Origin of the sequence: Pseudomonas massiliensis (assembly GCF_000826105.1) — a bacterium.
In the GTDB taxonomy this organism is placed as follows: domain Bacteria; phylum Pseudomonadota; class Gammaproteobacteria; order Pseudomonadales; family Pseudomonadaceae; genus Aquipseudomonas; species Aquipseudomonas massiliensis.
This window is the reverse complement of record NZ_CCYK01000007.1, coordinates 2005176-2018701: the sequence shown is the minus strand read 5'-3', so window position 1 is coordinate 2018701 and position 13526 is coordinate 2005176. Positions and strand designations below refer to the sequence as shown.

The window sequence follows — 13526 nt, the reverse complement described above, 5'->3', positions numbered from 1 at the left end:
CTAGCTTCTTTTCTGGAGGTAGACATGAAGGCAAGAGGGCTGTTGCTGGCCATGCTCGTGCTCGGTGGTTGCGCCACGGTCGAGGACATCGAGCATAGCCACGAGACCATGGACGTGATTTCCGGGAAAGACCCAAAGGACTATAGCCAGTGCCTGGCCCGTGAACTTGCCGATACGCGCAATCCAGTGACCGTGGAACGCAAGGGCAGCGGCTACCGGGTGATCGTGCCACGCAAGCTTTCATCCGGGGCCGCTGCCGTGGTGGACATCGAGGAGCGCTCGGGCGGTAGCGCCATCAAGGTCCATGAACGGCTTTCCAACTTGCCGTTGCGGTTCAAGGATGTGCAGAAGGCAGCCACTGAATGTATATCGGGTTGATTGCAGCAGCGAAGCGGAACTAACGCCTGAGGTTTTTTTCTACAGAATCAGCAGCCGCTCCGAAGCAGCCATTGTAAGCCTCGTAGCGCGTGATTAGACTGCGCCGAACTTGTACGTAACGCCCTTAGAACCAAGGACACCTCATGATCAAGAAATGCTTGTTCCCGGCAGCCGGCTACGGTACCCGCTTCTTGCCGGCTACCAAGGCCATGCCGAAGGAAATGCTGCCGGTGGTCAACAAACCGCTGATCCAGTACGGCGTCGAAGAAGCGCTTCAGGCAGGCTTGAACGGTATTGCAATCGTTACCGGGCGTGGTAAGCGTGCGCTGGAAGACCATTTCGATATCAGCTACGAATTGGAAAACCAGATCCGTAACACCGACAAGGAAAAATACCTGGTCGGCATTCGTCGCTTGCTGGACGAGTGCAACTTCTCCTATACCCGCCAGACCGAAATGAAAGGTTTGGGCCATGCCATCCTTACCGGCCGGCCGCTGATCGGTGACGAGCCCTTCGCCGTGGTGCTGGCGGACGACCTGTGCGTCAACCCCGAAGGCGACGGTGTGCTGCAGCAGATGGTGAAACTGTACAACCAGTTCCGCTGCTCGATCGTCGCGATCCAGGAAGTGGACCCTCAGGAAACCAGCAAGTACGGGGTCATTGCCGGAGAAATGATCCGCGATGATATCTATCGTGTGAACAACATGGTGGAAAAGCCCAAGCCGGAAGACGCGCCGTCCAACCTGGCGATCATCGGCCGCTATATCCTGACGCCGGACATCTTCAAGCTGATCGAGGAAACCGAGCCAGGCAAGGGCGGCGAGATCCAGATCACTGACGCCTTGCTCAAGCAGGCCAAGGATGGCTGTGTCCTGGCCTATAAATTCAAGGGCCAGCGTTTCGATTGCGGTAGCGCCGAAGGCTACATCGAAGCCACCAACTACTGCTTCGAGAATTTCTACAAGAAAGGCCAGCTGTAAGTCGCGCCCCAGGGCTTCCGACAGCACCTTGAACGCCGCCGTCCTGTGAGGACGGCGGCGTTTTCGCATCAGGAGTTTTTTTATGTCATATGACTATGATCTGTTTGTAATAGGCGCGGGCTCGGGCGGGGTAAGGGCTGCTCGATTTTCTGCCGGTTTCGGCGCTCGTGTTGCCGTCGCTGAAAGTCGATATCTGGGCGGCACGTGCGTCAACGTCGGCTGCGTACCCAAGAAACTGCTTGTCTACGGGTCACACTTCGCCGAAGACTTTCACGCCGCCTCGGCTTATGGCTGGGAAGCCTCCAAGCCCTGTTTCGACTGGGCTACGCTGGTTTCCAACAAGAACAAGGAAATCGAGCGGCTCAACGGCATCTATCGCAACCTGCTCGGCAATAGCGGGGTTACGGTTCTCGACGGTCACGCGCGCATCCTCGACCCGCATACCGTAGAGGTAGGAGGCCAGCGCTACCGTACAGAGCGTATCCTGATCGCCACCGGGGGCTGGCCGGCCATTCCAGACCTGCCCGGGAAGGAACATGCCATCAGTTCCAACGAAGCGTTCTTCCTGGAGCGCTTGCCCGAGCGTGTCATCGTAGTGGGCGGTGGCTATATAGCGGTGGAATTCGCAGGCATTTTCCATGGGTTGGGAGCCCAGACCACACAGTTGTATCGAGGTGACCTCTTCCTGCGGGGCTTTGACCAGGGTGTGCGCACCCATCTGGCAGAAGAACTCACCAAGAAGGGGCTGGACTTGCGCTTCAATGCAGACATCGCCCGCATCGAAAAGCATGGCGGCACACTCCAGGCTCACCTCAAGAGCGGGCAGATGTTAGAGGCCGATTGCATTCTCTATGCCACTGGCCGGCGGCCCATGCTCGATAACCTGGGCCTGGAAAACACTGGAGTCACTCTGACCGAGCACGGTTATATCCAGGTCGATGAGTACTACCAGACGCAAGAGCCTTCCATCCTTGCGCTTGGCGATGTCACCGGTACGGTACAGCTGACCCCGGTGGCACTGGCCGAAGGCATGGCCGTAGCGCGTCGGCTTTACCGGCCTGAACAGTATCGCCCGGTGGACTACAGCAATATCCCGACAGCAGTCTTCAGCCAGCCTACCATCGGCACCGTGGGCCTCACCGAGGCTCAGGCCCGGGAAGAAGGGTATGCGGTGCGCATTTTCGAAAGCCGTTTCCGGCCCATGAAGTACACGCTGACGGATATCGCGGAACGTACCTATATGAAGCTGATAGTCGATGCGCAGACCGACCGCGTGCTCGGGTGCCACATGGTCGGGCCTGACGCCGGCGAGATCGTCCAGGGGCTCGCCGTGGCGCTCAAGGCAGGGGCTACGAAGGCCATTTTCGACGAAACCCTGGGCGTGCACCCCACGGCCGCCGAGGAATTCGTCACGATGCGCACCGCGGTGGGCGAATGAGCGCTGGCTCAAGCCTAGGAAAATGGGTAGAAGTAGGGCGGTTCGGCGTCTGGGTTCAGGCCCAGTTTGTCCAGAGCCGCGCGCCGTTGTCGGCTGATGGTTTTTTCGCTGCGCGATAATCGGGCCGCGATGGTTCTGCCATTGAAGCCGGCGTCACTGAGCGACAGCACTTCCCGTTCCCTTGCGGTGAGATGATGTGCATTGACGCCGCCCCAGTGGTGCCGGCTGAGATAGCGGCGATCTAGCAGCGCTTCGAAACCGGGGCTCACAGCCAGCCCACCTCGCGCCGCCTCGCGCAGGATGCGAACCAGATCGGCCAGGGGGCTGCGCTTGTCGAACAGGCCCTTGGCGCCCGCCGCCAGGGCAGCGCCAAGTACTGTTGGTTGTAACGAGGTCGTCATCACTACCACGGCCAGCCGTGGGAAGCGTTGGGCCACCTGCCGGAGCAGCAGGTGGCCCTCGAGGCCGCCCGGGTCAGGCATGTACCAGTCCATCAGCAGCAAATCACAATCCCGACCCCTGAGGCAGGCAAGCACACCGGTGCCATCGGTGGCGGTAGCCGCGACCCTGAAGCGCTCACGTGGGAGCCGCTCCAGCCAGCTACGCAAGCCGTGCAGCGCGACAGGATGATCGTCCGCGATTACTAGGTTCAGCCCCATATGGTAATTCCCTCTGGATACTGTGCCTTAATTGAGATTGATCAGATTGTGCTCCAGGGCGAGCAATACAGCGACGTGTCGCGATTTGACTCCAAACTTGCGACGAATATTGCAGAAATGGAAGTTGATGGCCGATTCGCTGCAACCAAGGATGCGCGATATCTCCCATGAAGATTTTCCGCGCGCGCTCCATTCCAGGGCAGCGGTTTCCTTTTTGGTCAGGCGTACAGGCTCGGATTGCTGGAAGTAGGTGGCCAGGGTAGTGCTCAGCATGAAGTAGCTCCCGTGAGTGATCGACAGGTCCCCAGGGCATAGGGTGTAGTGGGCTTGGCCTTGGTGGCCCTGCCTTGCGATGGCGATCACCTTAAAACTCGGATGACGAGAGCAATGTAAGAAAATTCGCCGCTAAGCCACTGATTTTTCGACAGCTTTTCCAGCTTTTTAACGCCTCTGAAGGCACTGCGACTTAGGCGACTACTCATGCGGCCATGCCCGCCGATGCCCTGGCCAGTGCTGTAACCTGCTTTACGCACGCTCAGGCTTAAGATACAAAGCCGTGCTGCCACATGTTTCTCAGCCTGCATCTCGCGAACGGTGTTCATAGGCAAAACCAATGAGCAACATGCGCATTGCCAATGAGCGTCCCAGAGCATTCGTGGCTAAGATTCACCCAGTCGCAACTACATACCAAGGAGATTCACCGATGCCTATCATCAACAGCCAGATCAAGCCCTTCAAAGCCCAGGCCTTCCATAACGGCAAGTTCGTGGAAGTCACCGAGGCCGACCTGAAAGGCAAGTGGTCTGTGGTGTTCTTCTACCCCGCAGACTTCACCTTCGTCTGCCCGACCGAATTGGGCGACCTGGCTGACAACTATGCCGAGTTCCAGAAGCTGGGCGTGGAAATCTACAGCGTGTCCACCGACACTCACTTCACTCACAAAGCCTGGCACGACACCTCGGACACCATCAGCAAGATCCAGTACCCGATGATCGCTGACCCGACTCACGTGATTTCCCGCAACTTCGACGTACTGATCGAAGAAGCCGGTATCGCTGACCGTGGCACCTTCGTGATCAACCCGGAAGGCCAGATCAAGATCGTCGAAATCACCGACGGCGGCATCGGCCGTGACGCGCTGGAACTGCTGCGCAAGGTCAAGGCTGCCCAGTACGTGGCCGCGCACCCGGGCGAAGTCTGCCCAGCCAAGTGGAAAGAAGGCGAGGCTACCCTGGCCCCGTCCCTGGACCTGATCGGCAAGATCTAACTGTGACTCGGTACTGGGCGGTGAGCCGCCTTCACTGAGCGTCAACTCCGCCCACGAAAGCGCCCGGGCGTCGTCGCCTGGGCGTTTTTGTTTCAGAACCGAATGCAAGCAAGAGGACATCGCCCGTATGTTGGACGCAAATCTCAAATCCCAGCTCAAGTCTTACCTGGAGCGGGTCAGTCAACCGATCGAGTTGGTCGCTTCCCTCGATGACGGTGCGAAATCCCGCGAACTGTTGGAACTGCTGCAAGATATCAAAAGCCTGTCGTCGCTGATCACCCTGCGCGATGATGGCAATGACGCGCGCAAGCCGTCTTTCACGATCAATCGCCCGAACGGGAATATCAGCCTGCGCTTCGCCGGTCTTCCCATGGGGCACGAATTCACTTCGCTGGTACTGGCCTTGCTGCAGGTAGGCGGGCATCCGTCCAAGGCCGGCGCCGATACGCTGGAGCAGATCGCCGCCCTGAAGGGCGAATTCCGCTTCGAAACCTATTTCTCGCTGTCGTGCCAGAACTGTCCGGACGTGGTCCAGGCCCTTAACCTGATGGCCGTGCTCAACCCGTCCATCAAGCACGTGGCCATCGACGGCGCGCTGTTCCAGGCCGAAGTCGAAGAACGCCAGGTGATGGCGGTACCTAGTGTGTACCTCAATGGCGAACCCTTCGGCCAGGGCCGCATGGGCCTGGAAGAAATCCTGGCCAAGCTCGACAGCAACGCTGGCGCCCGTCAGGCCGAGAAACTGAACGCCAAGGCCGCATTCGACGTATTGGTCATTGGCGGCGGCCCCGCCGGCGCTGCGGCGGCAGTGTATGCCGCGCGCAAGGGTATCCGTACAGGCGTGGCCGCCGAGCGCTTCGGTGGTCAGGTGCTCGATACCTTGGCGATCGAGAACTTCATCTCGGTGAAGGAGACCGAAGGCCCTAAGCTGGCGACAGCGCTGGAAGAGCACGTCAAGCAGTACGATGTCGACATCATGAATCTGCAACGTGCCGAGCAGCTGATCCCAGGCCGTAATGGAGACCTTCATGAGGTGCGTTTCGCCGGTGGCGCCTCGCTCAAGGCTCGTTCGGTCATCATCGCCACCGGTGCGCGCTGGCGGGAAATGAACGTGCCCGGCGAGCAGCAGTACCGCAACCGCGGCGTCGCCTATTGCCCCCACTGTGACGGCCCCTTGTTCAAGGGCAAGCGCGTAGCGGTGATCGGTGGCGGCAACTCGGGTGTCGAGGCCGCGATCGACCTGGCCGGTATTGTGAGTCAGGTCACCCTGATCGAGTTCGACAGCCAGCTGCGCGCCGATGCGGTATTGCAGCGCAAGCTGACCAGCCTGCCGAATGTGAAGGTGATTACCAGTGCGTTGACCACCGAAGTCAACGGCGACGGGCAGAAGGTGAACGGCCTGACCTACAAGGACCGCCAGACCGGCGACCTGCACAAGCTCGAACTGGAAGGTATTTTCGTGCAGATCGGCCTGCTACCTAATACCGACTGGCTCAAGGGCGCCATCGAGCTGTCCGGGCGTGGCGAGATCATGGTAGATGCCCGTGGCGAGACGGACCTGCCAGGTATCTTTGCCGCTGGCGACGTGACGACGGTGCCTTACAAGCAGATCATCATCGCGATGGGTGAGGGCGCCAAGGCCTCCCTGGCCGCCTTCGATCATCTGATCCGTACATCGGCACCCGCCTGATCCGCCCTGCGCGGTACTGGAACGGCCGGTCATCCCTGGGATGACCGGCCGTTCTGCTTTCAACGCCAGCGTATTCGACACTTCGGACCTAGGGAACGGTCCAGCCTGCTAGCACTCTGATGTATCACCAGCGTGAAGCGTTCGCGACCGCGCATGTATGGGGAGGAGCGTCAGTGATACCAAAGCATGAGGTGATCAAGATCATCCAGTCCAGCTTCCTGCCGCTGCACTGCAGTTGCATGGTGCACGACGGCGGAACGATCACGATCGAGGTCACTGATCCTGCCAATGGCCATATCGATTTGCTGGTGGTAGGGGTGCCTCTGGCTCCGCTGACCAATATCCGGGCGATCTCGAATCTGGTGGCGGAGCTGCGGCAGGAGTTGCAGGCCAATCAGGAGTGGTTTGCGCGCGACAAACGACAGGGAAGCGGGCCGCAGCGTTAGGAGTTTTCCTTGTGGATCAGGTACATCACATAGGCGAACGAACCCAGTGTGCCAGCGACGATGGCAAGCATGATCAGACCGTCCATTTGGCTATCCTCGTTAGGAGCTGAAGAGGGCTTCATGATGCGCCTGCCTGAGTTTGGATAACAGCAGCAGATCGTCGATAAAAAAGCGTATCAGAATAATGATGGCCACCCCTCGCTGAAACGAAGCGGGTGGCTTAGAGTGCAACCAACCATTAGGTAAATGAGGGAACGACATGCGGCGGCTAACGACGATAATGGGCTTGATGATGCTGGCCGGTTGCGCCAGCAAGGCGGCGGACCCGCGCGCGCCCCTGGACGCTACCACGACCAAGAGCGCGGAGGCGTATGTCCAATGCCTGGCGCCCAAGTGGTCGGCCTTCAAGCCAGGCCTGCGCCAGGAGGAAACTCCGATGGGCTACAAGCTCACCGTGGAAGCTGCCTATACCGCTGCGCCAGCCTGGGCTCAGGTGAACCGCGCTGGCCAGGGGGCCCAGGTGCGCGTCTTCCTGCCGCCTGATTGGGCCGGTACCAACGGCTGGACCGACATGGCGCGTGACTGTCTCTGATGGCTTCATGGCTGCCTCGTGCCCTGGGGCACGAGATGGCCGGGGCCCATGCCTCCCGGAACTGTCGGGCCGATCTTCCGGGCAAGCCAGAGATCGATCGCAGGCCCCTTTCGTGCCGCTAGGCTATTGATCCGCCTTACTGTACGCTCGCGTGGCATTCACGCTAGTCAGGAGGGCAGGGTGAAGTTCAGTAACGACGAGCGTCGCGCCGGCCACCAGCGCATGGCCGAGGAACTCGCCGAATGGGGCCGTCAATGGCGTTTGGAAGCGGACATGATCCGCTGTCCATATTGCCATAGTGTCCAGTTCGCCACCCAGGCTGACCGGGCCTTCCTGCACGATCCCGGTTGCGCTGCCAGTACCCTTGGCGAGCAGTACCCCTGGCGTAGCCTGGCCTGGATTCTGCGCAGCCTCTAAGGCACTGGTCAGTGCAAGAGCTTCAGTCCGATCAGCCCGAGCATGATTGCCAGCGCCGGGCGCAATACCCGATCCGGCACGCGCCCGGAAAGGTGGCTTCCCAGGTAGATGCCTGGCAGCGAGCCGATCAGTAGATGACCCAGTAGCGACCAGTCCATGTTTCCCATGCCTGCATGGCCCAGCCCCGCGACCAGGGTAAGCGGTACCGCATGGGCGATCTCCGTGCCCACCAGGCGGCGCGTGGCAAGGAAGGGGTAAAGCATGAACAGGGCAACGGTGCCGAGGGCTCCGGCACCGATGGACGTCAGCGATACCATGGCGCCGAGCACGACCCCGGTGACGACCGTACAGGCGTTCAGGCCTTTTGGGCTGAGGCGATAACGATCGCCGGCGTGGCGGCTGGCGAAGGCCAGCAAGGGGCCGCGCAACAGGATCGCCAGGGCGGTCAGAAACAGAACGTACGCCAGGGCCGTGCGAATCAGGCTGTTGAGTGCATGGGTGTCGGCGTTGAGGTTATGCAGTAGCCAGAGCGTGACTGCGGCCGCCGGCACACTGCCCAGGCTCAACCAGCCGGTGATGGCCCAATCGATATTCCGATTGCGTCCGTGAACCCACACACCGCTACATTTGGTAATGGCCGCGTAGAGCAAGTCGGTGCCCACTGCAGTGGCGGGATTGATGCCGAACCACAGCAGGATCGGTGTCATCAGTGAGCCACCCCCTACGCCGGTCATGCCTACGATGAAGCCAACCAGCAATCCTGCGAGGGTGAACCCAAGAAAGCCCATATCCATTCTTTATGCGACCGTTATAACCGAACCGGCAGGCAGCATAACCAGAATCCATATAGCGGACTATAACGATATCGAATTTGCTTATGCACCCAGGTTATTAACACGACGGAACTGATGCGCCTCTCTGGCACTCCACTGGAAGCTGGCACGTTGAATGTGCAGCGTGGTTCCAGAAGCTGAACACACCTAATACCCGGCGCATAGCCGCGCAAGGCTGGACTACGAAAGGAGAACCCGCATGAGCGAACAAGACAAAAAGCCTGATGACACCCCGGCCCATTCACGACCCGAAGAGCGAGACCGGCTCAAGGATTACAACAAGGATGGCATCCCGCCAGGAAGCTGTTGAGCCTTAGGATATGAATGGCTCGGCTATCAGCGTCGGCCCCTGGCTGACGTCTACTTCGCGCATGAACTCCCAGAGCCTGCCTCGCAGCCAGCGCTCGGCCGGGTCATTGTCCAAGGCGCCGCGCCACGCCATGCTGACGTCGAACTGAGGGGTGGCAAAGGGAAGTGGCTCGGCGCGTACCCCGCCCTGTGCGACCATCGCCTCGGCTACATAACCAGGCACCGTGGCCACCAGCTCGGTACCAGCGAGCAAGATGGGCAGCGAACTGAACTGCGGCACGGCGAGCTTTACCCGACGGGTGCGGCCCAGGCGCTCCAGCTCGGTATCGATAAAACCACACAGGTCGCCTGCATAGGACACCAGGGCATGAGGGCGGGCGCAGTACTCATCCAGGGTCAGCGCGGGTTCGCCGTCTTCTGCGCGTAGAAGAGTAGGGCGCTGATGACGCAGGAACTTGCGCTTTGCATTGGCGGGCAGGTCGCGTGTGTAGCTCACGCCCACCGAAATTTCACCCGAGGCGAGCAGGTGGGGCATTTGCCAATAATCCACGCGGCGCACCACCAGTGTGATGTCAGGCGCTACCTCGCGCAGCTTGCGCATGCAGGCTGGCAAGAGGCCGTACTCTACGTCATCGGAGAGGCCGATACGGAAAGTGGCCTGGCTGGTGGCGGGTTCGAATCCCGAACTGCGGCTCAAGGCCGATGACATGGCGTCCAGTGCCGGTGACAGCTGGGCGAGTATTTCCTCGGCCCGCGCGGTGGGTTCCATGTGTCGGCCAGTGCGAATGAACAGCGGATCGTCGAACAGCCCGCGCAGCCGATTCAGCGCGGCGCTGATGGCTGGCTGACCCAGGAACAACTTTTCCGCGGTCCGCGTGACGTTGCGCTCGTGCATCAGGGTTTCGAAAACGATCAGCAGGTTGATATCAGCGCGGCGCAGATCGTTGCGGTTCATAGCGGCCCCAGCAGTCCAGGCGAAGGAGCCTGGAATCATGCCAGGGCATCAGCGCCCGCGATAGAACGGGCGTGATCCTGTGAGCAAGGCAGGGAAGCTCAGGCAGGCTGTGCCTGGGACAATGGCCGCGCCACCTCTTCCAGCGAACGCCGTTCCGCGGCCACGCCCATCAATGCCTGCACCACCCCGGCGATGATCATCAGGGCGGCGCCGATGAGGTAGCCAATCAAGACATTGCCACGATCGTGGCTTTCGATGAGCGCGCCGAACAGGGTGGGGCCGATGATGCCGCCCAGTCCGGTGCCGAAGGCATAGAACACCGCGATGGCCAGGGCCCGGATCTCCAGCGGGAAGGTTTCTGCCACGGTGAGGTAGGCCGAGCTGGCAGCCGCGCTGGCGAAGAAGAAAATCACCATCCAGGCGATGGTCTGCTGGGTGACGGTGAGCATTTCCTGCTGAAACAGGTAGCCAGAGATGGCCAGGAGTACACCGGAGAGTACATAGGTCGAGCTGATCATCACCTTGCGTCCGACCACGTCGAACAGCCGCCCCAGTAACAGGGGGCCGCAGAAGTTACCCAGGGCAAAGGGCAGAACGTACCAGCCAATATGCTCGGATGGTACATCGTAGAAATCAGTGAGTACCAGGGCGTAGGTAAAGAAGATGGCGTTATAGAAGAAGGCTTGCGCGGTCAGCAGGGTCAGGCCGACCACGGCGCGGCGGCGATGCACCACGAAGAGCGTGCTGAATACCTCTTTGAGCGGCGTATGGTCGCGCGCGTGCAGCCGCAAGGGTTTGCCTTCCAGTGGTGGCAATCGATGCCCTTGGTCATGGAAGTGCTTTTCGATGTTGGCGACGATACGTTCGGCTTCCTCCGGCTCATTGTGGATCATCAACCAGCGAGGACTTTCCGGGACCCACAGCCGCATGAACATGATGACCAGGCCCAGTACCGCGCCGATGCCGAAGCACAATCTCCAGCCAAGGTCGCCGCCCACGATATCCGGGTCCAGCAATACGATCGAGCCGGCCGCGCCAAGCGCAGCCCCTACCCAGAAGGTGCCGTTGATGGTCAGGTCGACCCAGCCGCGATAGCGCGCGGGAGTGAACTCCTGGATCGTGGAGTTGATGGCGGTATATTCGCCCCCGATCCCTGCGCCGGTAAGGAAGCGGAACAGCAGGAAGCTCCACAGGTTCCAGGAGAACGCGGTCAGGGCGGTGGCGCCTACATACAGGAAGAGCGTGATGAAAAACAGCTTGCGACGGCCCAGGCGATCGGTAAGCCAGCCGAAGAAGAGCGCGCCCAGCACAGCTCCGGCGATGTAGACGCCGCCAGCCAAGCCGATGTCGGCGTTGGTCATCTGCAGCGCCGGGCTGCCTTTCAAGGCGCCGGATACCGAACCGGCCAGGGTGACCTCAAGGCCATCTAGTAGCCAGGTGATCCCGAGGGCGAAGACCAGCAGCGTGTGGAACCGTCCCCAGGGCAATCGGTCCAGCCGCGCTGGCAGGTCCGTTTCGTAGATCCGGTCATCATCGCCCGTTCCTTGGTTGGCATGGCCCTCAACCGGCACTTCCCGACTGGTCATCGCTTGCTCCTTGTAGGTCTGGCGGCTTGCCCGCCTAAGCGTTGAGAGTGGATCCGCAAGGCCCGAGTTCAAACGATACGGAAGGCACTTTTACCGCTGCGCTAGGTCAGTTCAGCATCGGTTGAAAACAAGGAGACCTTCGATGCCTTCACGGATGAGCGTAGCAGTGCCTGTAGCTTCGTTGATCGCCCTGGCAGGTGGCCAGGACGCATGGGGACTGGAGTTTTCCGGTTATGGGCGCATAGGCGTCGGTGGCTCCAGCGAAGGGGGCAAGCAGTCGTGTTTCCAGCTGCCGGGCGCACCCATGAAGTACCGACTCGGGAACGAGTGTGAAACCTATTGGGAGCTTGAGCTCAACCAGGAGCTTTACCGTGGGGCCGATGGCACCGTCATCAAGGTGGACGGCATGGCCAGCCTGGCCGAACAGTACAATCACGCCCCGGTGTTCACCGATGAAAACGGCACTGTCCGACTGCCCCAGGCCTGGGCCAGCATCCAGTCGCCCAAACTCAACGATGCCACCGTCTGGGCAGGTCGCCGCTACTACAAGCGTCACGATATCCACATTGGTGACTTTTACTACTGGAACCCCAGCGGCACCGGTGTGGGTATCGATAACTACAAACTCGGGCACTACTACCTGAGCTACGCCTTCACTCGCGAAGACACCATCGACCAGAAAGACAAAGCCAACCGCCATGATTTCAACCTGGGCGGCATCCAGACCAATGATCATGGTGATCTGGAGCTGGGCTTGAGCGTGATTCAAAAAGCAGGTCAGGTCGAAGGTTCCCATGGGGGCTGGTCGTTATCGGCAGAGCATGACCAGGACGGATTCCTCGGTGGGGAAAACCGTTTCGTGGTGCAGTATGGCGAAGGTCCTGGCATCGGCCTGGGGCAGACCGGTGAGCTGACGGCCTCACGGGATACCAAGACCTGGCGCGTGCTGGAGTCACCCATGTGGCAGATCACGCCCAACTTTGGCGGCATGCTGCTGGCGGTCGTGCAGAAGACCAAGGCGCCGGAGAACAACGGCATGACCTGGTACTCCTTCGGCGTTCGGCCTTCCTATGCTTTCACCGACCATTTCAAGCTGGTGGTCGAATATGGACATGACCAGATCGACCCCGATAGCGGCGGAACCCGCAAGCTGGACAAGTTCACCATCGCGCCCACGCTGAGCATGGGCCGTGCGTTCATGACCCGACCCGAGCTGCGCCTGTACTACACCTATGCACGTTGGAACCGGGCCGCCCAAGCCGCGGCCGATCCTGGAACGGCGCTATCGGACAGCGGCGTCTTCGGCTCCCAGCGGCACGGTTCCAACTTCGGGGTGCAGTTGGAAACCTGGTGGTAGTGGGTGAGAGGTCGACGAAGGGCGAGCTTGCTTTCGCAAGGGTCGCCCTTATACCTCTCAGCTCAACGGGCAGCGTTCATTCCTTCGCTAGGCGATGGGTCGATCTAAAGGCTCGGCTCAATAGCCGTCATACAGACGGCTATCAATTTTGATGATTATTACCATTGCGGTAATGAAATTCCGTATTTGAGCGAGGGGCGTAGCATGTCTTCCAAGCAGTCAACTTAGTACCGCACAGGAAGCCTTAACATGAAAAGCCCCATTGCCTTCAGTCTCGTCATTGCCCTTATGGCCAGCGGCAGCGCCTTTGCCCGTTCACACGCCGAACACCCATTGGACCGTGTCAGCGTATTGGAAAATGCCCAGCAACAAGTGATCGCTCAGGACGGCAACGATCGGCAGCTCAACACGGTTGCGCAGGATGGCGCAGAGCGCAGGTTGAACGATGTAGCCCAGGATGGTGCTGATCGTACCTTGAACGACGTGGCCCAGGACGGCGCCGAGCGTCAGCTCAACAGCGTGGCTCAGGATGGGGCAGACCGTCACATCGGCACTGCCGCCTGACGCCTGGAAGTGTCAACCAGCCCGGCCGCGCGCCGGGCTCGACCTTTATACCTGT

The 13526-nt window shown here is 60.2% G+C and carries 16 protein-coding genes; 10 read left to right on the top strand and 6 right to left on the bottom strand.

The annotated features are described in order from the left end of the window. Positions 1-24: 24 nt before the first annotated feature. The 3 genes from BN1188_RS19945 (at position 25) to gorA (ending at position 2796) form a co-directional block, all read left to right on the top strand. Entirely contained in the window at positions 25-378 is a 354-nt protein-coding gene (locus BN1188_RS19945) for a hypothetical protein (RefSeq protein ID WP_040263401.1), read from the top strand. A gap of 143 nt (positions 379-521) precedes the next feature. Next, positions 522-1358, top strand: coding sequence for a UTP--glucose-1-phosphate uridylyltransferase GalU (gene galU, locus BN1188_RS19940; RefSeq protein ID WP_040263399.1), 837 nt, complete (start codon positions 522-524; stop codon positions 1356-1358). Between the two features lie 82 nt (positions 1359-1440). Beyond that, complete coding sequence (gene gorA / locus BN1188_RS19935) at positions 1441-2796, top strand: glutathione-disulfide reductase (RefSeq protein ID WP_040263397.1); 1356 nt, start codon at positions 1441-1443, stop codon at positions 2794-2796. 14 nt (positions 2797-2810) lie between these two features. Here the strand turns inward: gorA and BN1188_RS19930 are convergent, their stop codons facing one another. The 3 genes from BN1188_RS19930 to BN1188_RS21660 all read right to left on the bottom strand — a co-directional run bounded on the left by BN1188_RS19930 (position 2811) and on the right by BN1188_RS21660 (position 4057). Further along, entirely contained in the window at positions 2811-3455 is a 645-nt protein-coding gene (locus BN1188_RS19930; protein WP_052469407.1) for a response regulator, read from the bottom strand. 27 nt (positions 3456-3482) lie between these two features. Then, positions 3483-3728, bottom strand: coding sequence for a response regulator transcription factor (locus BN1188_RS22150; protein WP_052469406.1), 246 nt, complete (start codon positions 3726-3728; stop codon positions 3483-3485). Between the two features lie 86 nt (positions 3729-3814). Then, positions 3815-4057 carry a hypothetical protein gene (locus tag BN1188_RS21660; RefSeq protein WP_148485275.1) on the bottom strand — a complete coding sequence of 81 codons (243 nt, stop codon included), beginning with the start codon at positions 4055-4057 and terminating at the stop codon, positions 3815-3817. A 101-nt stretch (positions 4058-4158) separates the two neighbouring features. Here BN1188_RS21660 and ahpC point away from each other — a divergent pair, with 101 nt between their 5' ends. The 5 genes from ahpC to BN1188_RS19900 all read left to right on the top strand — a co-directional run bounded on the left by ahpC (position 4159) and on the right by BN1188_RS19900 (position 7867). Beyond that, positions 4159-4722 (top strand): alkyl hydroperoxide reductase subunit C, encoded by a 564-nt coding sequence (gene ahpC, locus BN1188_RS19920; RefSeq protein WP_040263395.1) that lies wholly within the window; start codon positions 4159-4161, stop codon positions 4720-4722. Positions 4723-4849: 127 nt separating this feature from the next. Continuing rightward, positions 4850-6412, top strand: a complete 1563-nt coding sequence (gene ahpF / locus BN1188_RS19915) for an alkyl hydroperoxide reductase subunit F (RefSeq protein ID WP_040263393.1) — start codon at positions 4850-4852, stop codon at positions 6410-6412. Positions 6413-6603: 191 nt separating this feature from the next. Continuing rightward, positions 6604-6858: a DUF1652 domain-containing protein gene (locus BN1188_RS19910; RefSeq protein ID WP_232430949.1), complete on the top strand. Its 255-nt coding sequence runs from the start codon at positions 6604-6606 to the stop codon at positions 6856-6858. A gap of 259 nt (positions 6859-7117) precedes the next feature. Beyond that, positions 7118-7450, top strand: a complete 333-nt coding sequence (locus tag BN1188_RS19905; RefSeq protein ID WP_148485274.1) for a hypothetical protein — start codon at positions 7118-7120, stop codon at positions 7448-7450. 180 nt (positions 7451-7630) lie between these two features. Continuing rightward, a complete protein-coding gene (locus tag BN1188_RS19900; RefSeq protein ID WP_040263387.1) occupies positions 7631-7867 on the top strand; it encodes a hypothetical protein in 237 nt (78 codons plus the stop codon). Positions 7868-7875: 8 nt separating this feature from the next. Here BN1188_RS19900 and BN1188_RS19895 read toward each other — a convergent pair whose 3' ends face one another. The 3 genes from BN1188_RS19895 to BN1188_RS19885 all read right to left on the bottom strand — a co-directional run bounded on the left by BN1188_RS19895 (position 7876) and on the right by BN1188_RS19885 (position 11550). Beyond that, entirely contained in the window at positions 7876-8661 is a 786-nt protein-coding gene (locus BN1188_RS19895) for a sulfite exporter TauE/SafE family protein (protein WP_040263385.1), read from the bottom strand. Between the two features lie 352 nt (positions 8662-9013). Beyond that, the gene (locus tag BN1188_RS19890; RefSeq protein WP_052469405.1) at positions 9014-9964 is read right to left on the bottom strand and encodes a LysR family transcriptional regulator; all 951 of its coding nucleotides are present in this window, start codon (positions 9962-9964) and stop codon (positions 9014-9016) included. Positions 9965-10062: 98 nt separating this feature from the next. Further along, complete coding sequence (locus BN1188_RS19885) at positions 10063-11550, bottom strand: MFS transporter (protein WP_084596303.1); 1488 nt, start codon at positions 11548-11550, stop codon at positions 10063-10065. Positions 11551-11692: 142 nt separating this feature from the next. Between BN1188_RS19885 and BN1188_RS19880 the strand changes: the two genes are divergently transcribed. Both BN1188_RS19880 and BN1188_RS19875 read left to right on the top strand, forming a co-directional pair. After that, on the top strand, positions 11693-12907 hold the full coding sequence (locus BN1188_RS19880; protein ID WP_084596302.1) for a maltoporin: 1215 nt from the start codon (positions 11693-11695) through the stop codon (positions 12905-12907). A gap of 249 nt (positions 12908-13156) precedes the next feature. Continuing rightward, positions 13157-13471, top strand: coding sequence for a hypothetical protein (locus BN1188_RS19875; protein WP_040263383.1), 315 nt, complete (start codon positions 13157-13159; stop codon positions 13469-13471). Positions 13472-13526: the final 55 nt, after the last annotated feature.

Bases quoted from the DNA above. Each gene is read 5' to 3' on its own strand.
- BN1188_RS19945 (WP_040263401.1), top strand. From the start codon at position 25: ATGAAGGCAAGAGGGCTGTTGCTGGCCATGCTCGTGCTCGGTGGTTGC.
- galU (WP_040263399.1), top strand. From the start codon at position 522: ATGATCAAGAAATGCTTGTTCCCGGCAGCCGGCTACGGTACCCGCTTC.
- gorA (WP_040263397.1), top strand. From the start codon at position 1,441: ATGTCATATGACTATGATCTGTTTGTAATAGGCGCGGGCTCGGGCGGG.
- BN1188_RS19930 (WP_052469407.1), bottom strand. From the start codon at position 3,455: ATGGGGCTGAACCTAGTAATCGCGGACGATCATCCTGTCGCGCTGCAC.
- BN1188_RS22150 (WP_052469406.1), bottom strand. From the start codon at position 3,728: ATGCTGAGCACTACCCTGGCCACCTACTTCCAGCAATCCGAGCCTGTA.
- BN1188_RS21660 (WP_148485275.1), bottom strand. From the start codon at position 4,057: ATGAACACCGTTCGCGAGATGCAGGCTGAGAAACATGTGGCAGCACGG.
- ahpC (WP_040263395.1), top strand. From the start codon at position 4,159: ATGCCTATCATCAACAGCCAGATCAAGCCCTTCAAAGCCCAGGCCTTC.
- ahpF (WP_040263393.1), top strand. From the start codon at position 4,850: ATGTTGGACGCAAATCTCAAATCCCAGCTCAAGTCTTACCTGGAGCGG.
- BN1188_RS19905 (WP_148485274.1), top strand. From the start codon at position 7,118: ATGCGGCGGCTAACGACGATAATGGGCTTGATGATGCTGGCCGGTTGC.
- BN1188_RS19895 (WP_040263385.1), bottom strand. From the start codon at position 8,661: ATGGATATGGGCTTTCTTGGGTTCACCCTCGCAGGATTGCTGGTTGGC.
- BN1188_RS19890 (WP_052469405.1), bottom strand. From the start codon at position 9,964: ATGAACCGCAACGATCTGCGCCGCGCTGATATCAACCTGCTGATCGTT.
- BN1188_RS19885 (WP_084596303.1), bottom strand. From the start codon at position 11,550: ATGACCAGTCGGGAAGTGCCGGTTGAGGGCCATGCCAACCAAGGAACG.
- BN1188_RS19880 (WP_084596302.1), top strand. From the start codon at position 11,693: ATGCCTTCACGGATGAGCGTAGCAGTGCCTGTAGCTTCGTTGATCGCC.
- BN1188_RS19875 (WP_040263383.1), top strand. From the start codon at position 13,157: ATGAAAAGCCCCATTGCCTTCAGTCTCGTCATTGCCCTTATGGCCAGC.